Here is a 22,384-nt window from a genome sequence, read left to right as displayed (position 1 = left end):
TTTGAGGTTGTACTTATCATTTATCATATAAATTGTCGCAGCCATGATTGTTGAGACTAAGACAAGACAGCGTTGCGAGCGCTGTACAAGACCGCTGGCGCATTGTTTGTGCAGCTTGATCGTCAATCTCCCGAGTCGCACTCGTGTGTTGCTGATACAGCATCCTGACGAAGTGAAGCACGCTTTAAATACTGCGCGCTTAGTCGCTCTAGGTCTGCAAAATGCGCAGTTGGTTGTAGCAGAAACAATAGAAAACATAGAGCGCTATATACAACAGCCGGGCTACCGCGCTTGTGTGTTATTTCCTGGTGAGCAGGCGCAAGAGTTGAGTTCTTACCAAGACAATCAGCAGCCTTTGTTACTGATCGTACCTGATGGCACATGGCGCAAGGCACGCAAGATTTTGCATTGTAATCCGCTGTTGGCCGCTTTGCCGCGTGTGGCCTTAACCCCAGGGTTCAGCAGCCGTTACCGTTTACGCAAAGCTCCGGATGCACAAGCGTTAGCCACTATTGAAGCTGTCACCTATGCATTAACGGCGTTAGAGCCAGAGGTCGATTTTAGTCCGTTGTTGCGGCCTTTTGATGCGCTTATCGAAGGGCAGATTGCCGCGATGGGTACTGAGGTCTATCAGCGTAATCATGTAGACTTAAAGCGTTAAACATTATTTATAGTGCGCTGCAGGACTCGCGAATAGCCGTGGGTGTGCGATGCACTCTTCAAGCAAGGGGAAGGTTGTATGAATTTTCACACGCGTAAATGGGTTAAACCAGAAGATTTAAATCCCAATGGCACCTTGTTTGGTGGCAGTTTATTGCGCTGGATTGATGAAGAGGCGGCGATTTATGCGATTGTGCAACTGGGCAATCAAAACGTTGTGACTAAGCTGATTTCTGAAGTGAACTTTGTCAGCTCAGCCAAACAAAGCGATATTATCGAATTAGGCATTACTGCAACGGCCTTTGGTCGCACATCAATCACCATGCGTTGCGTGGTGCGTAATAAAATCACCCACAAAAATATTCTCACTATTGATCGCATGGTGTTCGTCAATATCGGTGCAGATGGTAAGCCGGCGGCGCACGGCAAAACAGAAATTACTTACAGCCATGAGCGCATTGATCAAGCGCTGCAGGCGAGTGTACCTACATCGTGAGAGGATGCGCTGTTTAAAATTAGTCAAGCTCAGAGTTATTAGCATCAGTGCGAGAATAGAAGCGCAATGGTATTTGTACGTTTTAAATCACATGGCATTACTGTTTGAGTAATGCCATGTCGTGCTGTTGTTTTAGATTTTAAAGCGCGCCACGAGGCTTTGTAATGACTGGCCAAGTCTTGCCAGCTCAGCCGATGAAGCCGAAGTCTCTTCAACCGCAGCAGCAGATTGGTCAGCAATATTGTTGACGTTGACTACGCTGGCGTTAATTTCTTCTGCTACAGCACTTTGCTCTTCTGCTGCGGTAGCGATCTGAATATTCATCGCTTGAATTTCAGAAACAGTGCGCATAATCGCTGCTAGTTCATCACCTGCTTGCTGTGCATGCTCTAACGTTAGACTTGCCAGTGTGCGACTGCTATCCATCATATCAACTGCATTTTGCGAACCGTGTTGTAAGTTAGCAATTAACTGTTCAATTTGCCCGATTGACTCTTGGGTGCGATGCGCCAAACTGCGCACTTCATCCGCAACCACGGCAAAACCTCTGCCTGCTTCTCCCGCACGCGCGGCCTCAATAGCTGCGTTCAATGCCAATAAGTTGGTTTGCTCAGCAATACTGTTAATGACAGTTAGTACCGTACCAATGCTACTGCTGTCTTTATTCAAACGCTGTATTGCTTCTGCACTGTGGTGTACGTCTTGAGAAAGCTTGTCAATGTCAGCTAAAGCAACTTGTAGTGCCTGATTACCGGCCTTTGCTTGCACGTCGGCTTTTTGTGCGGCAGCTGCTGCTTCTTCTGCGTTTTGTGCAACTTCCTGGACCGTTGCAGACATTTCATTCATGGCTGTGGCAACTTGCTCAGTTTCGATGCGCTGATTGTTGACGCCGGCGCTGGTTTGATTGGTTACGACAGACAGCTCTTCAGCAGCGGCGGCAAGTTGTGTAGTGAACCCGCCAACTTCCCCCAAAGCTTCACTCAGATTTGCGCGGGTTTGGGCGAGCGCCTTGAGCAGTGTGCCAAATTCATCGCCGCGCTGCTCAACTGCCGTGCCGGTCATATCACGGTTACCAATGGCTTGAGCTATTCTAATAGCTTGATTGAGCGGACCAGTAATTTGTTTAACGATGGTTATACCAATCAGCGCACCTAAAACAATCGCGATCAGAGTAAGCGCCACAGAAGATTTTTTTGAGTTGCTTGCGACTTTAGCGCGGAAGAATGTTTGGATATCTAAAATTTCATCAATGTTGGTCCGCAGATTAGCGTAAACATCATCCATAACTTTTTCGGTTTCTAGTTGAGCTTTGCTTAAAACGTGCGAATGACGCAAGACTTCCATGTAGCTTTCCAGTGCGACCATTGCATCGTTGAGCATAGACGCTGTTTGCTCTGGTAATCTGGGTTGAAGCTTTGCGCTGATATCTTGTAAGGCAGTAAAACTACTCTCTAATCGTTGCACGCTTTGTTCTGTGTCCTCCATTAAGAACACGCGCGCTGTATAGGCTAGAATATGGCGTGCTTCAGCGAGATCAGCTGCTAAGCGCCCTGTTACCGTGTCGTAATAGTCATCATGAAACGTAGGGTCTTCTGCGGTACCATTGATAAGCATTTTTAGCTCACTAAACAATGCGTTGGCTTGCGCACCGCTATTGACTGCACTAACAAGATTCGCTGCTTTATTTTGTTGCGCTTGGCTATTGGCGTGAAATGCTTTGTCGTAGTTGTCTACGTTTTCAGCAATTCGAGCAATGCTGGCTCTGCCGCGCTCTTCGGTTAGTGTCGGAGTTACATCCTGGATAACCTGCTTGATCTCACGAATAAGAGATTGGTTTTCTTGGATATATTGTTCTTTCCCGGTCAGTTTGTAATGAGCGCTGGCGACTAATAAGCCTTTACTTGCGCTATCAATCTTGGTGAGTTGCAGTGTGTTATCGCCACGCATCAAAATTTGGTTGATGTTGTACAGGCCATTTGTCGCTAAAACGACAATGAGCAACAAAATGGCACCAATACCGAGCGCCAGCTTGGTTGAGAGCTTTATATTCTTCATCTGATTCTGCCTCGGAATATCCTTGTTTGAGTCACTTGTGCGCAGCTATTTTAAACACGCTATCGCATTCTAATGTATCTAGACATGAGTTGAGGGTTGCATTTATACAGCCGAGAGAGACTGCGCAGCAATGTTTCTGATCAAGCTATTGATAGTATCTATAGAAGCAGTATCGGCATGCCGCGGACAAACTGTAGCATGCCGATAAATTTACTGTTGCGAGGGTTATACGTTGAATCTGAAGTGCATGACATCGCCGTCTTTAACGATGTATTCCTTACCTTCTAAGCGCCACTTACCGGCTTCTTTAGCACCCGCTTCGCCTTTGTACTGAACAAAGTCTTCGTAAGCGATGACTTCAGCACGGATAAAACCTTTTTCAAAGTCAGTGTGGATCGCTGCGGCAGCGCGGGGTGCTGTTGCGCCAACTTTAGTTGTCCAAGCGCGGACTTCTTTAACGCCAGCGGTAAAGTAAGTCTGCAAGTCTAGCAGTTGATAGCCTGCACGAATCACGCGGTTGAGGCCTGGCTCTTCAAGACCAAGCGCTTCAAGGAACATGTCTTTTTCTTCGCCGTCGTCGAGTTCGGCAATTTCTGCTTCAATTTTGTTACATACCGGCACCACAGGTGCGCCTTCTTCCTCAGCAATAGCGCGGACGATATCCAGTAATGGATTGTCCTCAAAGCCATCTTCAGCAACGTTGGCGATGTACATCACTGGTTTGCTGGTGAGTAAATGAAAGCCACGAACGATCTGCTTTTCATCAGCGCTCCAGCCTTTGAGTAGGGCGCGAGCAGGTTTACCTTCGGTGAAATGAGCAATGAGCTGCTCAAGTAAGGTCTTTTGTGCAACGGCTTCTTTATCACCGCCTTTGGCATTACGGGTTACGCGCTGCAGTTGTTTTTCGCAGCTGTCGAGGTCGGCAAAAATCAATTCAAGGTCGATGATCTCAATATCGCGTTTTGGATCGACAGAGTTGGAAACGTGGATCACATTCTCATCTTCAAAGCAGCGCACAACGTGAGCAATGGCATCGGTTTCACGGATATTCGCTAAAAATTTATTACCCAAGCCTTCGCCTTTTGATGCCCCGGCCACTAAGCCTGCGATATCAACAAATTCCATCGTTGTCGGTAGTACGCGCTCTGGTTTGACGATTTCTGCCAGAGGACCTAAGCGTGGGTCAGGCACGGGCACGATGCCAGTGTTTGGCTCGATGGTGCAGAAAGGGAAGTTTTCGGCAGCAATACCTGATTTGGTTAAGGCATTAAATAGGGTCGATTTGCCAACGTTGGGCAAGCCCACGATACCGCAGTTAAATCCCATGATGGATTCCTCGAGAAAAAAGAGTCAAGCCTTTTGGCTGTGTAACTGCTGCATTGCGCGGGAAAAATTACCGTCAAGAAGATCAGGCAGTACGCCAAGGGCGAATTCGATACTGGTGTTTGTTAAGTCTTGCTCGCTGCGCGGTGCACGGCTCAATACATAGTTAGAGACTTGGCTGCTGTGGCCCGGATGACCGATGCCGATGCGCAAACGATGAAAATTATTTTGGTTGGCAAGGCAGGCGATAATATCGCGCAAACCATTATGCCCGCCGTGTCCACCACCTTGTTTGAGTTTGCATACGCCAGGCGGCATATCCAGCTCATCATGTGCGACCAGAATCTCTTCAGGTTTAATCCGGAAAAAATTGGCCAATGCAGCAACGGCTTGACCACTACGGTTCATGTAGGTGGTCGGAATCAGTAGGCGAATATCACGGCCTTGATAGCTGAACTTTCCAGTTAAGCCAAAATACTTTTTATCAAAGCTGAGATTAACACCTTGTGCTGAAGCTAAACGTTCAACGAAAAAAGCCCCCGCGTTATGCCGGGTCTGGTCGTATTCAGGGCCTGGGTTACCTAAGCCGACGATCAGTTGCACAGCATTCACTACGGGAGCTCCTTGTCTTGCGGGTCTAGCGAGTCGAGATTACTTCTCTTCTGATTCGCCTTCAGCTGCTTCTGCAGGCTGATCTTGATCTTCGTCGACTTCAACGTTAACGCGAGCAGCTTGTACGCTTGCAACTGCGATATTGTTGTCGTGCGCTAAAGCTGTGAACTCAACGCCTTTAGGGGCGGTCAGGTCAGCTAAGTGAACGATTTCGCCAACATTGATGTTCGCCATATCAACTTCGATTGCATCAGGCAGGTCTTTTGGCAAACAAGTGATTTCCAGCTCTGTTGCCAGACGGAAAATATCACCACCGCCAGTTTTAGCGCCAACACAAGTGTCTTCGTTGAGCAGCAGAACTGGAACCAAAGTAGTTAGTTTCTGGCCAGCAACAACGCGGATGAAGTCAGCGTGTAGAACAAAGCTTTTTGCTGGGTGACGCTGCAGCGCTTTGATCAATACGTTTTCTTTTTTTCCGTCGATGTTCAACGAAAGGATGCTGCTGTAAGCCGCATCGTTGAGTAACAGTTTAGCTACTTCACGAGTTTCTAAGCTGATTGAAGCAGGTTCTTTACCCGCACCGTAAACAACGGCAGGGATTAAGTTCGCGTTACGACGTAGGCGGCGGCTCGCACCTTTCCCTAGATCGTTACGCGCTTGTGCGTTAAGAGTAAATTCGCTCATGTGTATCTCTCCAAAAAAACAACAACGCCCGTCAACTTGCGACCAGTGACGAGCGGGGTTGTGAAAGCCTAAGTATCAGTTAGGCGGTTGTTGATTGCACGTTGTTCAACGGAACATCGCGCTAATCGATTCTTCATTGCTGATTCGGCGTACGGCTTCAGCGACTACAGGGGCAATGTCAAGTTGACGAATGCGCGGGCAGGCTTGAGCAGCAGCAGACAGCGGAATAGTGTTAGTAACCACAATCTCATCGAGCAACGAGTTTTCGATATTCTCGATCGCGCGGCCAGATAAAATAGGGTGAGTGCAATAGGCGAGTACTTTAGACGCGCCGCGCTCTTTTAATGCTTTAGCAGCGGTGCATAATGTGCCGGCTGTATCGACCATGTCATCCACAAGGATACAAGTACGGCCTTCAACATCACCGATAATATGCATCACTTCGGACTGGTTGGCTTTCGGGCGACGCTTGTCAATAATGGCAAGGTCAACACCCAGTGATTTGGCTACCGCACGGGCACGCACTACACCACCAATATCCGGGGAAACAATCATCAGGTTCTCAAAGCGCTGGCCTTGGATATCATCCACCAGGACCGGAGAACCATAAATGTTATCAACTGGGATATCAAAAAAGCCTTGGATTTGGTCAGCGTGTAAATCAACAGTCAATACGCGGTCAACACCAACACCAGAGAGCATATCAGCAACCACTTTGGCGCTAATTGCTACACGAGCTGAACGAGGACGACGGTCTTGACGTGCATAACCGAAATAAGGAATCACAGCGGTGATGCGCGACGCTGAAGAGCGACGGAATGCATCAATCATAACAATGAGTTCCATGAGGTTATCATTGGTCGGTGCGCAAGTAGGCTGGATTAAAAATACATCCTTGCCGCGAACGTTCTCGTTGATTTCCGCACTGACTTCACCGTCAGAGAATTTGCCGATGGAGGCGTCGCCTAGCGGTATATGCAGTTGACCTGCTACACGGCGGGCAAGATCGGGGTTTGCGTTCCCCGTAAAGATCATCATCTTCGACACGCGCAGTACCTGTTTTACTGAGGGTGGACCTGACGAAAAAAACCTTCGTGTCTCGCGATCAACGCGAAACCACGAAGGTTTCGTAATGTGGCAGGGGCGGCTGGATTCGAACCAACGCATGGCAGGATCAAAACCTGCTGCCTTACCGCTTGGCGACGCCCCTGTAGAGTTTTACATTCTCACAATGTCTATCATCAGTGTTCAGATAAGTTTTGCAGTGCTCGGTGCAACATCGAGATGTTTGCCCCTTGTGCTACAAAGCTTGGTAGTGACTCTGAAATCTGGGTAGCTACTTTAGCAGCTTGTTGTTCGTTTGGGAAGCCCCCAAATATACAACTTCCAGTTCCAGTTAATCGAGCTTTAACAAATTTGTTTAGCAAGATCAAAGCATTACGCACTTCTGGGTAACGCTTCTCAACTACCGCTTGGCAATCGTTGTGACCGCTTTGCTTGAGAACGGTGCGCATGTTAGTGACAGGCGTATCCCTTGTCAAGCATGGGTCGGAAAATATTTTAGCAGTGCTGATCGAAACAGGCGGCACAGCCACTAAATACCACGGTTCTGCCAGATCGACAGGTTCCAGCTTTTCACCGATACCTTGCGCAAATGCTGCACGCCCTAGGACAAATACTGGAACGTCAGCACCTAGGCTTAAGCCTAGTTCAGCAAGTTTTTCCAGTGATAATTGAGTCTGCCAGAGATGATTCAGTCCGACTAAAGTGGTCGCTGCGTTAGAGCTGCCGCCACCGATTCCGCCGCCTACCGGTAGTTTTTTATCCAGCCAAATATCCGCGCCCAGCTTGGATTGGCTCTCTGTTTGCAATAAACGTGCGGCGCGGACAATTAAATTGTCATCGTGCGCGACGCCGTCAATCGTGCTGTGCAAGATAATCTCGCCATCGTCACGTGCGGAAAAATGTAGCGTGTCGGCGTAGTCAAGAAACTGAAAGACGGTTTCTAGTAAATGGTAGCCATCGGCTCGGCGACCAACGATGTGCAGCATTAAGTTAAGTTTGGCTGGGGCAGGTAGGCTGAGCTCTGCTGAGGCAGCGCTAGGCGGTTTCAGGGCTGTGTTTGACGTTGTATGGTGCATGGTTGTTACTGACCCAGTTGCCGTGCTTGCCATTCTTTGATGACTAGCGTGATGTTCAAGCCGGCGCCGCTGAGTTTAATGCGCTCTGGCAGTTGTAAGTTGTTTTCAGTTCGATAGCTCAGGTACTCGACCTGCCATTGGTCCTGTTCCAATTTGGCCAGCAAGCTGTTGCTGTCCAGTTGTAATTTGCTTTTGCTGTAGGGCGCCGGTAAGCCGCGTACCCACCAAAGCAAATGTTCAACCGGTAGGCTCCAGCCAAGCTGTTGCTGCATCAACTCTTTTGCAGAGGTTGCTTGAAAGGTGCCACGATTGGCGATTTCTAGACTGACTGCACCTTGACGGCCGATTAAGCGTGTTGAACCTTGACCGAGTGGGCCGGATAAGCGGATATCAAAGTAGTCTTGGCGTTGCAGCCAGAATAATACCGCGCTGCCTGACTCTTTCTCGCTGCGAATGCCGATTTTGCCGTTGATTTGCCAGGCGTCAACCGGTGTGATCTGTTGCTTGTGCGACTGCCATGAGCTGGCTTGGCCGCTGCCAGAGAGTTGCTCTTGTGTGGCGAAGCGACTGCAACCGCTGAGGGTGAGCAGCAGGCTGGCGAGTAAAAAAGTAGCAAAACGCATCGATGAATAACTCCTACTGAGAGAGTCGCTGCATTGTTTCGAGCAGGACAGCGTTGTTAGGTTGGCTTTTTAGCGCTTTGTTCCACACTTGCTGGGCTTGCTTGCGTTTACCCAGTTGCCAGAGCACCTCGCCGAAGTGTGCAGCTACTTCAGCATCAGGAAAAGCGTTAAAGGCTTCGCGCAACAGACGCTCAGCACTTTGCAAATCGCCTAAGCGGTAATAGACCCAGCCTAAGCTGTCAGTAATCGCTGCGTCGTTAGGCTCTAGTAAGTGTGCTTGCTCAATCAGCTGGCGCGCTTCTTCTAAACGATCAGTGCGATCGGCGAGGGTATAACCGAGTGCATTCAGAGCCATCGCGTTATTTGGATCGCGCTCAATGATCAATTGTAAGTCGGCTTCCAGTTGTGCCAAGTCGTTACGTTTGTCAGCAATCATCGCACGGGTGTACAAAAGGCTTGGGTCTTCAGGGATCTGTTTTAGCGCTTGATTGATGCGTAGCCAAGCGGTTTCAACCTGGTCATGGTTGGCTAGAGCTTCTGCTTCAATCAAATATAAAGGGATGAAGGCATCGGCATTGCTGGCGCGCTCCAGTTCAAAGTGAGTCGCGGTTTCCTTGACCTGTTGCTCAGCGAGCAGAAGATTGGCAATGCGCTGCTGAGCGGCTAAATAGTTATTGCCGCCTTGTACTTGTGTGTAAGCGATTAAAGCTTGTTCAGGGTCCTGTAGTTCCTCAAAGACACGACCGAGATTGTATTGCGCAGCATCGCCGTAAGCACCACGATCAATCAGCCCTTCAAGATAAACCTGAGCTTCCTGCCATGCTTCTAGGTCCATGTTGATCAATGCTAAAGAGAAGCGTAGATCGTCATCTTCGGGTGATTGCTGTAGCAGTTCAATAAACTCAGCGCGAGCTTCTTCTAGCTGATTGAGCTCAATCAGCTGGCGCGCATAGGTCATACGCAAACGGTTGTCGTTCGGCTGTTTTTTTAATGCATTGCGTAATAAAGGTAAGGCTTCCTCACCACGATTAAGTTGATTGAGTAAACGCGCTCTTAATAAAATCGTTGCGGCGACTGCGTTTTTTCGGGGTTGATCTTCAAGTAACTGTAATGCTTCTTCGCTGCGATCATCTTGATTGAGCAAAATAGCTTTACTGAAAATCAGTTGCTGATTGTTTGGTTGTTTGAGCAATAAGCGATCAAAGCTCTGTAGCAAGGCTTGGCGCGTTTTGCGGTCAGACTGCGCTGCAGACAACGCCAAGAAATCAAATTGCGTTTCGCCTTGCGCCAATAAAACTTTTTCCATGCGCGTCATGGCTTCGTCATAACGCTTGGCTTGTGCCAGCTGAATCGCTGCTGCACGCTGTGCCTCTAGATTGTCCGGTGCGGCATTGGCCCAGATCAAAGCGTTATTTAGGGCGTTTTTGTCTTCGCCTAGATATTCGGCAATGTGAAACGCCCGTTCAGCGACGCCGGGATCACCGGTGGCTTGCGCCTGCTGGCTATAATTATCTAAAGCAATATCAAAACGATCACGTTGCCCAGCAATTTCAGCGGTTAACAGGCTGACCAAGCTGTCTTCAGTGAATTCAACGCTGGCAATTGCAGGCTCGCTGGCTGGCGTCACTGCAGTTGCAGCTTGCTCCACCGCCGGACTGGCAGTGTCGGTGTTGAAGCTTTGGCAGCCAGATAGCAGCACTGCGACGGAAATAAGACTCAAATATTTATTCATAGGTACAAGGCAAGACAAGTTAGAATAGTGACATCATGACACAGGCAGAGAAATCGCGCGCCTCTGGCTACAATTATATGCTCGCAGCGTTGCTTATACGGTGATCGGCTGTGCATGTGATAGTCTAAATATATGTTTTTTCTGACACTCAATGTTGGCTTTTGTTTTGGGAGGTTGTTCTGAAGGCTTTGAAGTAGGACAATTGCCCGCTTTAAACATCTTTAGCGACGATGCATGGCTTTTATAGCACTTGGAATTAATCATAAAACGGCGTCAGTGGCGGTCCGTGAGCGCGTGGCCTTTAGTCCCGAGCAACTAGCTGAAGCGTTGCGTCAGCTATGTCAGGTCGTGGGCAGTCGAGAAGCAGCGATTTTATCGACGTGCAACCGCAGCGAACTGTATCTGGAAATGGAATGTGCACAGCCGCGAGCAGTGCTCGATTGGTTGGCGCAGTTTCATGGCGTACCGGTCGAGGATTTGCACGCCTGCGCTTATGTGCACGAGGATGATGCAGCCATTCGCCATATGATGCGTGTGGCCTGTGGTTTAGATTCTTTGGTGCTTGGTGAGCCGCAGATTTTAGGACAGATTAAAACAGCCTATGCGGTGGCGCGAGAGGCTGGCACTCTAGGACCTTTATTAGGCCGTTTGTTTCAAGCTACATTTAGTACTGCCAAAACCGTGCGCACCGATACAGCCATTGGCGAGAACCCGGTATCTGTGGCGTTCGCTGCGGTCAGTTTGGCTAAGCAAATTTTTACCGATCTAAGTCATAGTCAGGCGTTGCTGGTGGGTGCTGGCGAAACCATAACTTTGGTTGCGCGCCACTTACATGAGCAAGGCGTTAAAAAAATCATTGTTGCCAACCGTACTTTAGAGCGCGCCAAGCTCTTGGCGGATGAGTTTTCTGGAGAAGCGATTGTCTTAGCAGATATTCCAGATGCCTTAGTGCGCAGTGATATTGTTATCAGTTCGACAGCAAGTCAGCTGCCTATTCTAGGTAAAGGTGCTGTTGAGCGGGCATTGAAATTACGTAAGCACAAACCGATTTTTATGGTTGATATTGCTGTGCCGCGCGACATTGAGCCGCAAGTGGGCGAACTTGATGATGTGTATTTGTACAGCGTGGATGACCTGCATGAAGTGGTTACCGAGAATTTAAAAAGCCGTCAAGGCGCAGCTAAAGCAGCTGAAGAATTGGTAGTGCAAGGCACTTCTGACTTTATGCAGCGTTTGCGTGAACTGGAAGCGGTCGATGTGTTGCGTGCCTATCGCCAGCAGGGCGAGCGTTTGCGCGATGAAGAATTAGCGCGAGCGCAACGGGCGTTAGCCAATGGTGCTTCGCCAGAAGATGCGCTGGCGGCATTGGCGCGCGGTCTAACCAATAAGTTATTGCATGCGCCCAGTGTGCAATTAAAGCGTTTGTCTGCAGATGGTCGGTGTGAAGCGCTGGCGGTTGCGCAGGAATTATTTGGCTTAACAACAGGTAACTCGAATTAATGAAAGCGTCGTTAGTCAATCGTTTGGACCGTCTGCAAGAACGCTACGAAGAGCTCACTGCGCTGCTTGGTGATGCACAGGTGATCAGTGATCAAACCAAGTATCGCGCTTACTCTAAAGAGTATGCTGAGGTTGAGCCTGTGGTTAAGGTCTTCCAAACCTGGCGTAAAACCCGCAGTGATCTTGAAGAGGCGCAAGCCTTGCTGAAAGATGCAGATCCAGATGTGCGCGAGATGGCTGTTGAAGAAGTGGCCGAGTGCCGTGCCTCTTTAGAAACCATTGAAGCCGACTTGCAGCGCTTAATGTTGCCAAAAGACCCGAATGATGGCCGTAACGTCTTTCTTGAAGTGCGTGCTGGCACTGGTGGCGATGAAGCGGCGATTTTCTCCGGCGACCTATTGCGCATGTATTTGCGCTACGCCGAACGTCAAGGTTGGCGCGTCGAGATTCTCTCTGAGCATGCTGGCGAACATGGCGGTTATAAAGAAGTGATTGCCCGTGTCGAAGGGGCCAATGTCTATGGCCGTTTGAAGTTTGAATCCGGTGCGCATCGGGTGCAGCGTGTGCCAGAAACCGAATCGCAAGGACGTGTGCACACTTCAGCATGCACCGTGGTGGTTTTGCCTGAGCCTGATGAACAAGCGGCGATTGAAATCAATCCGGCTGATTTGCGTGTGGATACTTACCGGGCTTCTGGTGCCGGTGGTCAGCACATTAACAAAACTGACTCGGCGGTACGTATTACCCACATCCCAAGCGGCATGGTGGTTGAGTGTCAGGAAGAGCGTTCGCAACATAAAAACCGCGCCCGAGCCATGGGTTGGTTGGCTGCACGTTTAGAAGATCAGCAAACCAGCGCTGCCGCCCAAGAAATGTCGGCGACGCGCAAGTCCTTGGTGGGTAGCGGTGACCGCTCTGAGCGCATTCGCACCTATAACTTTTCCCAAGGACGGGTTACTGATCATCGGATCAATCTCACTCTGTATTCGTTGGCTGATGTGCTCGGTGGCAGTCTCGAGCAAGTGATTGATCCGCTGTTACTTGAGTACCAAGCTGATCAGCTGGCTGCCTTAGGCGATTAACTTTTATGACGCGAATTGATCAGTTGTTAGCCCATGCTGCGCAGATTGATTCGCCGACTGCGCAGCTCGATGCCGAACTGCTGTTAGCTTTTGTTCTCGAGAAGCCGCGCAGCTACCTTTATACTTGGCCCGATAAAACTGTAACTGAAGCACAGGTTGCAGCTTTTATGACTTTACTCGAACGCCGTCAGCGCGGCGAGCCAGTCGCTTACTTGTTAGGGCGGCAAGGTTTTTGGACGCTGGATCTACAAGTCGCCAAACACACCTTAATACCCCGTGCCGACACTGAGTTATTGGTCGAGTCTGCTTTGCAGTTAGCTGATGCCAGTAGCACGCTTAAGGTGCTCGATCTAGGTACCGGTACTGGCGCACTGGCCTTGGCGTTAGCCAGTGAGAGGCCGTTATGGGCAGTGACTGGTGTTGATCGTATTGAATCAGCGGTGGCTTTAGCGCAAAACAATCAGCGCCAACTGCAGTTGGCTAATGTCGAGTTTCTGTCGAGCCATTGGTTCAGTGCTTTAACCGCTCAGCGCTATGACCTGATTGTGAGTAATCCGCCTTATATTGCTGATAACGATCCGCACTTGCAGCAAGGTGACGTACGTTTTGAACCGCTCAGTGCATTGGTCTCTGGCCCTGATGGTCTGGATGATATACGTTTGATTATTGCCCAAGCGCCGTCTTATTTAACCGCGAATGGTTGGTTACTGCTGGAGCATGGTTTTGATCAAGCCAGTGCTGTGCGTGAACTATTACAGCAGGCAGGCTTTATTGATGTTAGCAGTCAGCGTGATTTGTCCGGTCATCAAAGAATCAGTTTAGGGCGTCTGCCATCCTTATCTTAGGTCATCATACTCCATGTTAAATGATGAAGAATTACTGCGTTACAGCCGACAAATCCTCTTGAATCACGTGGATGTCGCAGGGCAGTTGCGCTTAAAAAATAGCAAAGTGTTGATCGTAGGGCTTGGTGGTTTGGGCTCACCGGTCGCTTTGTACTTGGCGGCCGCGGGTGTCGGTGAGTTGTATTTAGCAGATTTTGACACCCTCGATGTCTCCAACCTGCAGCGACAAATCGTCCATGACACGGCGGCTTTAGGTGTTTTGAAAGTAGAGTCGGCGCAGACGCGTTTGCAGGGATTAAATCCACACATTGCGGTGCAGGCTATCAGTGATAAATTGACGGCAGAAAATCTGCCAAATTTATTGCAGTCGATTGATGTGGTGGTCGATTGCACTGATAACTTCACCATTCGTAGCCAGCTCAATGCAGCGTGTTTTGCTGCGCAGAAAGTACTGGTCAGCGGTGCCGCGATTCGCGCTGATGGGCAGGTCAGTGTGTATGACCCAAACAATGCGCAGAGCCCTTGCTATCACTGTGTGTTTGGTGATGGTGAAGAAGAAGGTTTAACCTGCAGTGAAGCAGGTGTGCTGGGCCCTTTAGTGGGCTTGATTGGCAGCTTGCAAGCTCTGGAAGTGCTAAAAATTATTGCCGGCTTTGGTGAACCATTGATTGGACGCTTATTGCTGGTGGATGCGTTAAGCAGTCGTTTTCGTGAACTTAAGGTTCGTCGTGATCCGCAGTGCAAAGTGTGTGGAGTGCGACATGGATAAACATGCAGCGATTGGTGTGTTTGATTCCGGCTTAGGCGGTATCTCAGTGCTGAATGAGATTCGTGGTTTGCTGCCGAGTGAATCATTGATTTATATCGCCGATAGCGCGCATGTCCCTTATGGCGAAAAGTCACCAGAATTTATTGTTCAGCGTAGCATTGCCATTACTGAGTTTTTATTGGCACAACCGGTGAAGGCGATAGTGGTTGCCTGTAATACCGCAACAGCTGCTGCTGTGACTGAATTACGCCAGCGCTGGCCAGAATTGCTGATTGTTGGCATGGAGCCCGCAGTAAAACCAGCGGTGCTGGCCTCAGTCTCGGGCAAGATTGGCGTATTAGCCACTACAGGTACCTTGCGCAGTGCGCGCTTTGCCGCTTTATTGGAGCGCTTTGCCAGTGACGTAGACGTCATCACCCAACCTTGTCCAGGTCTGGTCGAGCTGATTGAAGCAGGGCAGTTAGACAGTGCTGTCACACGAAATTTACTTAACAGTTACGTTGAGCCTCTATTGCAAGCAGGTTGCGACACGCTGATTCTAGGCTGCACTCATTACCCGTTGTTGAAACCTTTACTGCAAACTTTAGTCCCAAATGGCGTGCAGCTGATTGATACCGGTAAGGCGGTAGCTCGGCGCTTACAGAGTGAACTAGGTAAGCAAGGTTTGTTAGTTGATACACAGCTACCAGTTGATCGTTTTTATGGTAGCGGGGATGTGTATAAAACTGAACAAACTTTAGCGTTGCTCTGGCCTACAGAGCAATCAGTACGTGCGTTAGGATTTTAAACCATAAAAATCAAGAAAAAATAAGGAAGAAATCATGCGGTTATTTATGATGAGTAGTATTGCGACTGTGTTGTTAGGCTTGGCTGCTCAGCAGGCGGCTGCTATCGAGTTGACTGGAGCGGTGGGTCGTACTAAAGAGTCGACTTCGACGGTACGCATAGGTTTACAAAAAGAATTCCAGTCACGCTGGTGGCAAACGGATGTAGGTGCTTTAACGGGTTATTGGGATGCCGGTTACACCTTTTGGAAAGGTGATAAAGAGTCTGACAATCACAGTATTTCGGTCAGTCCGGTTTTGGTTTATGAGTTTAATGGCGATGTTTTTAAACCTTATTTGGAAGCAGGTATTGGTGTTTCTTTGTTTGAAAATACGCGTATTGAAAGCCGGCGTCTTGGCAGCTCCTTCCAGTTTGAAGACCGTTTTGGTGTGGGTGTGCGTTTCTATAATCATGCCATTGGTTTGCGTGCTATCCATTATTCGAATGCGGGCTTAAAAAAACCTAATAATGGTATTGAAGCCTACAGCTTGCATTACCGTGTTGCTCTGTAATGGATCAGCTGCAGTGGCAGACTATTACGTACCTTGCAGAACAGTTGGGGCAAAAACTATTGGCTGAACAGGCTTCAGTCAGCACCGCAGAGTCCTGCACTGGCGGTGGTATTGCTGAAGCTATTACGCGCATTGCCGGCAGTTCAGCATGGTTTGAAGTGGGCTTTGTTACCTATTCCAATCGGCAAAAAACGCGTGTGCTGAAGGTTGCTGAAAGTGATTTGCAGCGAGATGGTGCGGTCAGTCAGGCCGTTGTTGAAGCCATGGCACGCGGTGCTCAGCAGTTAGCTGACGCGCAGTATGCTGTGGCCGTTAGCGGTGTTGCAGGGCCTAGCGGCGGTAGTCCAGACAAGCCTGTCGGCACAGTCTGGGTCGCTTGGGCGCACGGTGCGCAGGTGCAGTCAGGTTGTTGGCACTTTGCTGGTGATCGCCAAGCCGTTCGTCAGCAAACCGTCCAAGCCGCTTTAGCTGGTCTATTGTGTGTAGTGGAAGGACTTGCGGCGAATACTTGGCAGCAATGGTTAAAGAAACATTTGCCTAATCAATAAAGACTGTGGATAATGCTGGTTAGTTATCCAGTATTTAGGGCGCCGCCCAATTGTAACGAGAGGATTTATAATGGACGAGAACAAGAAAAAAGCTTTAGCGGCTGCGCTTGGTCAAATTGAACGCCAGTTCGGTAAAGGTGCTGTTATGCGCATGGGCGACCATGAGCGTGTAGCAATTCCAGCAATTTCTACAGGCTCACTAGGCCTGGATATTGCGCTTGGTATTGGCGGTCTGCCTAAGGGCCGTATCGTTGAGATTTATGGTCCTGAATCCTCAGGTAAAACGACACTGACTTTATCGGTTATTGCTGAGGCGCAAAAAGTTGGCGCGACCTGTGCTTTTATTGATGCTGAGCATGCGCTTGATCCTGAGTATGCAAGTAAGTTAGGCGTGAATGTTGATGATTTGTATGTTTCGCAGCCCGATACCGGTGAGCAAGCACTAGAAATTGCCGATATGTTAGTGCGCTCTAACTCCATTGATGTGATCGTTATTGACTCCGTTGCTGCATTGGTGCCGAAAGCTGAAATTGAAGGTGACATGGGTGATACCCACGTTGGTTTGCAAGCGCGTTTAATGAGTCAAGCGCTGCGTAAAATCACCGGTAATATCAAAAATGCCAATTGTTTGGTGATTTTCATTAACCAAATTCGTATGAAAATCGGTGTGATGTTCGGTAGCCCAGAAACTACTACGGGTGGTAACGCGCTGAAGTTTTACTCTTCTGTACGTTTAGATATTCGTCGTATTGGTGCGGTAAAAGAAGGCGATGAAATCACGGGTAACGAAACCCGCGTGAAAGTGGTTAAAAACAAAGTGGCGTCACCTTTCCGTCAGGCTGAGTTCCAGATTCTGTACGGCAAAGGTATTTACCGTAATGGTGAAATCATTGATCTCGCGGTGCAGCAAGGCCTGCTTGAAAAGTCAGGTGCTTGGTACAGTCACCAGGGCACTAAGATTGGTCAAGGTAAAGCCAACTCTGCGCGCTACTTAGAAGAAAATCCAGAGCTTTGCAAAGCCCTTGAGCAGCAAATTCGTGATCAGTTGCTGGCCCCAGCGCCATCTTCAGGACAGAAGAAAGAAGCTGTTAGCGTAGAAGAAATCGACGAATAATCGAGCAATTCACTGATGTATAAAAACGGCATAATGCAACGCATTCATGCCGTTTTTTTGTGAGGAAAAAATGTTAGACACTCCGGTTTCGATCCGCCGAGCTGCAATGAACTTATTAGCACGACGTGAGCATGGCCATGTTGAACTGGCGCGCAAGCTGCGTCTGCGCGGCGCTGATGCAGAGATGATCGAGGTTGAGCTGCAGCGTTTAACTGATGATGGTTTGTTGTCGGAAGAGCGCTACTTAGAAAGCTATGTGCGCAGTAGAGCCAACGCTGGGCGAGGGCAGATGCGTATCCGCGAAGAGCTGGCACAGCGTGGCTTGTCGCGTGAGCTGATAGAGCAAGCTTTGAGTGAGGCTGATGTTGATTGGCAGGCGCAATTGCACGATTTATGGCAACGTCGTTTTTCAGGGCAGATTGTTGATTTAAAAGATAAGGCGCGGCAAAGCCGCTTTTTGCTCCAGCGTGGTTATACGATGGATGCAGTACGCCACTTACTCGATCACCAGAATAGCTATTACTCTGGTGATGAGGAGTGAGCTCATTTGATTAAGTGGGCTAGCGAGGTGTCTTGTTTAACAACAAAGCAATAAAGTCTTTCTGTAAGTCAGGGTCGTTACGCGTTAGAAACAACAAGCTCTGTTCGAGGTTGTTGGCTTCTTCCTCGAATCCGAGAGTTGAAAGTTTTTTGATCCGAAATACCCAATCGCTAATATCGCTATCTTCAAGCTCGGCGAAAATAAGCGGCTGCGCAGCCGTTAGTTTTTGTCGCAGAGTGCTACTTAAAGCCAACTCAGCTTGTCCTTTGATGGCGTGATTTTCGTCCTCAGCGGTGATTAGTAACTGCTGTACCTGTGATAAGTCCGTATCGCTGAAGGGCTCATCTAACAAGTTAATATCTGCATAGCCAAGCGCGTTGGTTATCAGTGCATATTCCTGCTCGCCAGCAAAAACAGCAACGCTGCGCTCTGCCCAGGGTAGGTTGTTGCTCTCAATACGTTTATCTGTTTGCACATCAGTCACGCGTGCAAGGTTTTGTTGTGCGCGACCATTGGATTCAACGTTCATCACAGGATTGAGACCATCGATGCCGTAGTTAATCCAGCCGCGGGTGACACGCTCTGGTAAGCGGCCTAGGGCTGCGATATTGACAATATTAGCGCCAATACCAGCAACCACAGCAATAGCGCCTAAGGGTATCTCGTAGACTTCGCGCCAGCCTTGATAAGGTGTATAGCGCTCATAAGTGCGGGTTACCGCAAAATGAGTCGCTTCAAATGTCTGCTGCTCAACCACTCGTACACGCCGACGCGGCAGCTCTAAAGCCGCCGCACCTGCATCAATCTGCAGTTCGTGGCTGAGCAAGACGCGCTCAATGCGATCCTCGTGTTCGTTGCGTGGCGGCAGGTGGTTGGCGCAACTGGCAAGCAAAAAGCTCAGGCAGAATAGGCTGATGAGCTTTGGTTGGTTAATTGTACGTAGCATAAAGTCCTAAGCGCGCAGTTGCTGGCTAATGACGCTTAACGCATCGTCAATGGCGATGTGTTGGCTGTCGGTATCGCGGCGGCCTTTATATTCTAAGGTGCCTTCTTTAATGCTGCGCTCACTAATGACCACGCGTTGCGGGATACCAATCAGTTCCATGTCAGCGAACTTCACCCCAGGACTGGTTTTCTTATCGCGATCATCCAGTAAAACGCTAAAGCCTGCGGCAGTTAGCTGCTCGTAGAGGCGGTCAGTGACGGCTTGTACTTCTGGGTTATCGTACTTCATTGGCACAATCGCGACGTCAAATGGCGCTAAAGCCGCAGGCCAGATAATACCGCGCTCGTCATGGTTTTGCTCAATGGCTGCGGCAACCACTCGGGACACGCCAATACCGTAGCAACCCATAGTTAAGGTCACTGGTTTACCGTTCTCGCCCATCACAGTGCAATTGAGCGCTTCACTGTATTTTGTACCGAGCTGGAAAATATGGCCAACTTCGATGCCGCGCTTGATTTCTAGTACGCCTTGTCCGTCAGGGCTAGGATCGCCTGCTACCACATTACGTAAGTCTGCAACTTCAGGTAGGGCTAAATCGCGCTCCCAGTTCAGGCCGAACCAGTGTTTACCGTCTTGGTTGGCACCAGCGGCAAAGTCGCTGATAAAGGCTACTGAACGGTCAATAATGCAAGGAATATTCAGGTCTTTAGGGCCTAATGAGCCGGGATTGGCGCCACAAGCGGCTAAAATCTCAGCATCAGAAGCAAACTCAAGTGGACTTGCTACGGCAGGGTGATTGGCTGCTTTAATTTCGTTAAGGCTGTGATCACCGCGCACAATCAGTGCCACTAAGGTGTTTTCTTCAGCGCCACGGACAATTAAGGTTTTAATGGTTTTTTCGATAGCAATAGAAAAATGCTCAACCAATTGCTCAATGGTTTTTGTGTCGGGGGTATCGACTAAGCGCAACTCTTCTGTAGCGGCGCCACGGCTGCTTTCGCGTGGCAGTGCTTCAGCTTTTTCAATGTTGGCCGCATAGTTAGAAGCAGTACTGAAGGCAATATCATCTTCGCCCGACTCAGCCAGTACATGGAACTCGTGGGAGCCAGTGCCGCCAATTGAACCAGTGTCAGCTTCCACAGGGCGGAAGTTTAAGCCGAGGCGGGTAAAAATAGTGCAATAGGCTTGGTGCATGCGATCGTAAGTATCTTGTAATGATGCTTGATCGGTATGAAAAGAATAGGCATCTTTCATAATGAATTCACGACCGCGCATTAAACCAAAGCGTGGGCGAATCTCATCACGAAACTTGGTTTGAATCTGGTAAAAATTGATTGGCAGCTGACGGTAGCTGTTGAGCTCATTACGGGCTAAATCAGTAATCACTTCTTCATGGGTTGGACCAACACAGAACTCGCGCTGGTGACGGTCCTTTAAACGCAGTAACTCGGGGCCGTATTGTTCCCAGCGTCCAGACTCTTGCCATAACTCTGCGGGTTGGATGGCAGGCATCAGAACTTCTAGTGCGCCAGCCGCGTTCATTTCTTCACGGACAATAGCTTCAGCTTTGCGTAACACGCGTAAACCCAGCGGCAGCCAAGTGTATAAGCCAGAAGCAAGGCGGCGGATCATGCCGGCACGTAACATTAGCTGATGACTGATCACTACTGCGTCGGCTGGAGTTTCTTTTAACGTGGAAAGCAAATACTGGCTGGTGCGCATGAGAAATATCTACACTGAATGAAGTTAAAGATGGCGGCTATTGTAGCGCATTTATGCGGGGAAAGAATGACGCTGCGTTTGCTAAATATAGGTGAGTAATAGCTTTTACTAAAGATGTCTTTAAAAGCAAGAAACCCAGCCGAGGCTGGGTTTCTTGAATGACGCAAGCTACCTAATAAGCATTATAGAATGCTTAATGGGTACTCAACGATCAGGCGTACTTCATCAACATCAGTACCCACTGCGCTTTCAGCACGGTAAGTGGCTTGACGTAAACGGAAGGACAGGTCTTTAGCTGCACCGCTCTGGAGAACGTATTTAGCTTCGATGTCACGCTCCCAGTTTTTGCCGTTCTGGGTTAAGCGATCACCAGTCTTATTATCGTAGGCGTCAATATCAGAACCGCGAGCGTAGCGAGTCATAAAGCTCAGGCCTGGAACACCTAGAGTGTCCATATTTAGGTCGTAGCGAACTTGGTAAGATTTCTCGTCTTTACCCGTGAAGCTACCTTTCTGAACATCGTTAAGCAGGTAAATAGAGCCACCACCATCGTAGCCATAGTCATAACCACGATCACCGCTCATGCGCTGAATACCAGCAGTGAAGGTATGAGCTGCGATATTATAAGCTGCTGCTAGGCTGAAAGCCGTGTTTCGGTCAGAGCTTTTAGATTTCTCATCAAACTTGGTTTGATACATATTGAAATCAAAGTTTAAGCTTTGCGCATCAGCCAAAGGCAAGGTGTAATTACCGTTAATGTAATGCTTTTTGTTGGTTTTGTTGTCTTTCAGATCTGCATCTGAGTAGTAATAAGCAGCGCTTAAGTTATCAGTGAAGTTGTAACGCGCACCGACTAAATCTAAAGCTTTTAATAAGCCGTCATTGGAGCTGTCATGCGATACTGCATCCATTGCTGTTAAAGCAGTGAAGTGACCCGCGTGTACTTCTAAGTTTTCAATTTCGTTGCTGGTAACTAAGAAGCCGGTTGCAGTTTGTGGCAAAAGACGAGAGTCGTCAGTTGAAAGTACAGGTAGGTCAACAAACTGCTCGCCGTACTTCAGCGTGGTGCTTGAAATACGAGCTTTTACTGCACCGCCAGCTTGGCTGTAGTTGTCTTTAGCTTTACCGTTACGTTCGGTTGGGAACATAGTGTTGCTATGACGACCTTTACCGCTGTCCAGTTTGATACCTTGTAAACCAAAAGCATCAACACCAAAACCTACGGTGCCTTGAGTAAAGCCAGACTCATAAATGGCTTTTAAGCCAAGACCTGATTCTTCGTTGTAGCTGTTGTTGCTGCTGCCACTGTCGTTACGGAAGTCACGGTTGAAATAAAGAGCACGCGCATGCGCATTTAGGCTGCTGTCTTCAATAAAGCCATTTGACTCTGATTGCTGGCTAGCAACTGCCATTTGTGTGCTTGCTGCGGCTACTGCGAGGGCAATAACGCTCAACTTAATCATTTGCATAATCATGCTCCTAGATCGGTTTCGAAGATTGCTTTGCCCGCAAATTGTTTGCTGGCAGGACTTTCCTTATTTATCGAGGCACATCATAAATGTATTTCAATTATGTTGCGAGTCCGGAAATGGATTCATTCAGCTAGTATTCAGACTGTTGTATGAATTTTTGCGTACTTGTTCAACAAACCACT

The 22,384-nt window shown here is 48.8% G+C and carries 22 protein-coding genes and 1 tRNA gene; 11 read left to right on the top strand and 12 right to left on the bottom strand.

Annotation, left to right across the window (positions count from 1 at the left end; genetic code table 11):
* Window positions 1-43 precede the first annotated feature (43 nt).
* Window positions 44-661 (top strand): tRNA-uridine aminocarboxypropyltransferase, encoded by a 618-nt coding sequence (locus H591_RS0101105; protein ID WP_022965096.1) that lies wholly within the window; start codon window positions 44-46, stop codon window positions 659-661.
* Between the two features lie 78 nt (window positions 662-739).
* Complete coding sequence (locus tag H591_RS0101100) at window positions 740-1,156, top strand: acyl-CoA thioesterase (protein ID WP_022965095.1); 417 nt, start codon at window positions 740-742, stop codon at window positions 1,154-1,156.
* 132 nt (window positions 1,157-1,288) lie between these two features.
* On the opposite strand, the gene H591_RS0101095 is transcribed toward H591_RS0101100, so the two are convergent.
* From H591_RS0101095 to H591_RS0101055, 9 genes are all read right to left on the bottom strand, one after another.
* Entirely contained in the window at window positions 1,289-3,211 is a 1,923-nt protein-coding gene (locus H591_RS0101095; RefSeq protein ID WP_022965094.1) for a methyl-accepting chemotaxis protein, read from the bottom strand.
* A 225-nt stretch (window positions 3,212-3,436) separates the two neighbouring features.
* Window positions 3,437-4,537, bottom strand: coding sequence for a redox-regulated ATPase YchF (gene ychF, locus H591_RS0101090; protein ID WP_022965093.1), 1,101 nt, complete (start codon window positions 4,535-4,537; stop codon window positions 3,437-3,439).
* A 24-nt stretch (window positions 4,538-4,561) separates the two neighbouring features.
* Window positions 4,562-5,146: an aminoacyl-tRNA hydrolase gene (gene pth, locus H591_RS0101085; RefSeq protein WP_022965092.1), complete on the bottom strand. Its 585-nt coding sequence runs from the start codon at window positions 5,144-5,146 to the stop codon at window positions 4,562-4,564.
* Between the two features lie 39 nt (window positions 5,147-5,185).
* Complete coding sequence (locus tag H591_RS0101080) at window positions 5,186-5,830, bottom strand: 50S ribosomal protein L25/general stress protein Ctc (protein ID WP_022965091.1); 645 nt, start codon at window positions 5,828-5,830, stop codon at window positions 5,186-5,188.
* A gap of 105 nt (window positions 5,831-5,935) precedes the next feature.
* Window positions 5,936-6,877 carry a ribose-phosphate pyrophosphokinase gene (locus tag H591_RS0101075; RefSeq protein ID WP_022965090.1) on the bottom strand — a complete coding sequence of 314 codons (942 nt, stop codon included), beginning with the start codon at window positions 6,875-6,877 and terminating at the stop codon, window positions 5,936-5,938.
* An 88-nt stretch (window positions 6,878-6,965) separates the two neighbouring features.
* Window positions 6,966-7,040, bottom strand: a tRNA-Gln gene (locus H591_RS0101070).
* Between the two features lie 31 nt (window positions 7,041-7,071).
* Window positions 7,072-7,971, bottom strand: coding sequence for a 4-(cytidine 5'-diphospho)-2-C-methyl-D-erythritol kinase (ispE, locus tag H591_RS0101065; protein ID WP_022965089.1), 900 nt, complete (start codon window positions 7,969-7,971; stop codon window positions 7,072-7,074).
* A gap of 5 nt (window positions 7,972-7,976) precedes the next feature.
* On the bottom strand, window positions 7,977-8,594 hold the full coding sequence (gene lolB, locus H591_RS0101060; RefSeq protein WP_022965088.1) for a lipoprotein insertase outer membrane protein LolB: 618 nt from the start codon (window positions 8,592-8,594) through the stop codon (window positions 7,977-7,979).
* 13 nt (window positions 8,595-8,607) lie between these two features.
* On the bottom strand, window positions 8,608-10,326 hold the full coding sequence (locus tag H591_RS0101055; RefSeq protein ID WP_022965087.1) for a tetratricopeptide repeat protein: 1,719 nt from the start codon (window positions 10,324-10,326) through the stop codon (window positions 8,608-8,610).
* Between the two features lie 234 nt (window positions 10,327-10,560).
* Between H591_RS0101055 and hemA the strand changes: the two genes are divergently transcribed.
* The 9 genes from hemA to H591_RS0101010 all read left to right on the top strand — a co-directional run bounded on the left by hemA (window position 10,561) and on the right by H591_RS0101010 (window position 18,062).
* Window positions 10,561-11,826 carry a glutamyl-tRNA reductase gene (gene hemA / locus H591_RS0101050; protein ID WP_022965086.1) on the top strand — a complete coding sequence of 422 codons (1,266 nt, stop codon included), beginning with the start codon at window positions 10,561-10,563 and terminating at the stop codon, window positions 11,824-11,826.
* A complete protein-coding gene (gene prfA, locus H591_RS0101045) occupies window positions 11,826-12,908 on the top strand; it encodes a peptide chain release factor 1 (RefSeq protein WP_022965085.1) in 1,083 nt (360 codons plus the stop codon). The genes hemA and prfA overlap by 1 nt, the downstream gene beginning before the upstream one ends.
* Window positions 12,909-12,913: 5 nt before the next feature.
* A complete protein-coding gene (gene prmC, locus H591_RS0101040) occupies window positions 12,914-13,753 on the top strand; it encodes a peptide chain release factor N(5)-glutamine methyltransferase (RefSeq protein WP_022965084.1) in 840 nt (279 codons plus the stop codon).
* A 13-nt stretch (window positions 13,754-13,766) separates the two neighbouring features.
* On the top strand, window positions 13,767-14,522 hold the full coding sequence (locus H591_RS0101035; protein WP_022965083.1) for a molybdopterin-synthase adenylyltransferase MoeB: 756 nt from the start codon (window positions 13,767-13,769) through the stop codon (window positions 14,520-14,522).
* Window positions 14,515-15,309, top strand: a complete 795-nt coding sequence (murI, locus tag H591_RS0101030) for a glutamate racemase (RefSeq protein ID WP_022965082.1) — start codon at window positions 14,515-14,517, stop codon at window positions 15,307-15,309. Before H591_RS0101035 ends, murI begins: the two co-directional genes overlap by 8 nt.
* Before the next feature lie 31 nt (window positions 15,310-15,340).
* On the top strand, window positions 15,341-15,859 hold the full coding sequence (locus H591_RS0101025) for an acyloxyacyl hydrolase (RefSeq protein ID WP_028244088.1): 519 nt from the start codon (window positions 15,341-15,343) through the stop codon (window positions 15,857-15,859).
* Entirely contained in the window at window positions 15,859-16,407 is a 549-nt protein-coding gene (locus H591_RS14570; RefSeq protein WP_022965080.1) for a CinA family protein, read from the top strand. The genes H591_RS0101025 and H591_RS14570 overlap by 1 nt, the downstream gene beginning before the upstream one ends.
* Window positions 16,408-16,477: 70 nt before the next feature.
* Window positions 16,478-17,521: a recombinase RecA gene (gene recA / locus H591_RS0101015; protein WP_022965079.1), complete on the top strand. Its 1,044-nt coding sequence runs from the start codon at window positions 16,478-16,480 to the stop codon at window positions 17,519-17,521.
* 70 nt (window positions 17,522-17,591) lie between these two features.
* Window positions 17,592-18,062: a regulatory protein RecX gene (locus tag H591_RS0101010; RefSeq protein WP_156853098.1), complete on the top strand. Its 471-nt coding sequence runs from the start codon at window positions 17,592-17,594 to the stop codon at window positions 18,060-18,062.
* A gap of 19 nt (window positions 18,063-18,081) precedes the next feature.
* On the opposite strand, the gene H591_RS0101005 is transcribed toward H591_RS0101010, so the two are convergent.
* From H591_RS0101005 to H591_RS0100995, 3 genes are all read right to left on the bottom strand, one after another.
* A complete protein-coding gene (locus H591_RS0101005; RefSeq protein WP_022965077.1) occupies window positions 18,082-19,008 on the bottom strand; it encodes a hypothetical protein in 927 nt (308 codons plus the stop codon).
* Window positions 19,009-19,014: 6 nt separating this feature from the next.
* A complete protein-coding gene (locus tag H591_RS0101000) occupies window positions 19,015-20,730 on the bottom strand; it encodes a proline--tRNA ligase (RefSeq protein WP_022965076.1) in 1,716 nt (571 codons plus the stop codon).
* A gap of 182 nt (window positions 20,731-20,912) precedes the next feature.
* A complete protein-coding gene (locus H591_RS0100995; RefSeq protein WP_022965075.1) occupies window positions 20,913-22,199 on the bottom strand; it encodes an OprD family porin in 1,287 nt (428 codons plus the stop codon).
* Window positions 22,200-22,384 lie beyond the last annotated feature (185 nt).

The sequence above is a fragment of the Denitrificimonas caeni DSM 24390 genome (assembly GCF_000421765.1).
Taxonomy (GTDB): Bacteria; Pseudomonadota; Gammaproteobacteria; order Pseudomonadales; family Pseudomonadaceae; genus Denitrificimonas; species Denitrificimonas caeni.
The sequence above is the reverse complement of the archived record's forward strand: the minus strand, read 5'-3'. Positions and strand labels throughout refer to the sequence as shown.

Bases quoted from the DNA above. Each gene is read 5' to 3' on its own strand.
- H591_RS0101080 (WP_022965091.1), bottom strand. From the start codon at position 5,830: ATGAGCGAATTTACTCTTAACGCACAAGCGCGTAACGATCTAGGGAAA.
- murI (WP_022965082.1), top strand. From the start codon at position 14,515: ATGGATAAACATGCAGCGATTGGTGTGTTTGATTCCGGCTTAGGCGGT.
- H591_RS0101055 (WP_022965087.1), bottom strand. From the start codon at position 10,326: ATGAATAAATATTTGAGTCTTATTTCCGTCGCAGTGCTGCTATCTGGC.
- prmC (WP_022965084.1), top strand. From the start codon at position 12,914: ATGACGCGAATTGATCAGTTGTTAGCCCATGCTGCGCAGATTGATTCG.
- H591_RS0101095 (WP_022965094.1), bottom strand. From the start codon at position 3,211: ATGAAGAATATAAAGCTCTCAACCAAGCTGGCGCTCGGTATTGGTGCC.
- H591_RS0101035 (WP_022965083.1), top strand. From the start codon at position 13,767: ATGTTAAATGATGAAGAATTACTGCGTTACAGCCGACAAATCCTCTTG.
- H591_RS0101005 (WP_022965077.1), bottom strand. From the start codon at position 19,008: ATGCTACGTACAATTAACCAACCAAAGCTCATCAGCCTATTCTGCCTG.
- H591_RS14570 (WP_022965080.1), top strand. From the start codon at position 15,859: ATGGATCAGCTGCAGTGGCAGACTATTACGTACCTTGCAGAACAGTTG.
- recA (WP_022965079.1), top strand. From the start codon at position 16,478: ATGGACGAGAACAAGAAAAAAGCTTTAGCGGCTGCGCTTGGTCAAATT.
- H591_RS0101100 (WP_022965095.1), top strand. From the start codon at position 740: ATGAATTTTCACACGCGTAAATGGGTTAAACCAGAAGATTTAAATCCC.
- H591_RS0101010 (WP_156853098.1), top strand. From the start codon at position 17,592: ATGTTAGACACTCCGGTTTCGATCCGCCGAGCTGCAATGAACTTATTA.
- hemA (WP_022965086.1), top strand. From the start codon at position 10,561: ATGGCTTTTATAGCACTTGGAATTAATCATAAAACGGCGTCAGTGGCG.
- ychF (WP_022965093.1), bottom strand. From the start codon at position 4,537: ATGGGATTTAACTGCGGTATCGTGGGCTTGCCCAACGTTGGCAAATCG.
- H591_RS0101105 (WP_022965096.1), top strand. From the start codon at position 44: ATGATTGTTGAGACTAAGACAAGACAGCGTTGCGAGCGCTGTACAAGA.
- ispE (WP_022965089.1), bottom strand. From the start codon at position 7,971: ATGCACCATACAACGTCAAACACAGCCCTGAAACCGCCTAGCGCTGCC.
- prfA (WP_022965085.1), top strand. From the start codon at position 11,826: ATGAAAGCGTCGTTAGTCAATCGTTTGGACCGTCTGCAAGAACGCTAC.
- lolB (WP_022965088.1), bottom strand. From the start codon at position 8,594: ATGCGTTTTGCTACTTTTTTACTCGCCAGCCTGCTGCTCACCCTCAGC.
- H591_RS0100995 (WP_022965075.1), bottom strand. From the start codon at position 22,199: ATGCAAATGATTAAGTTGAGCGTTATTGCCCTCGCAGTAGCCGCAGCA.
- H591_RS0101000 (WP_022965076.1), bottom strand. From the start codon at position 20,730: ATGCGCACCAGCCAGTATTTGCTTTCCACGTTAAAAGAAACTCCAGCC.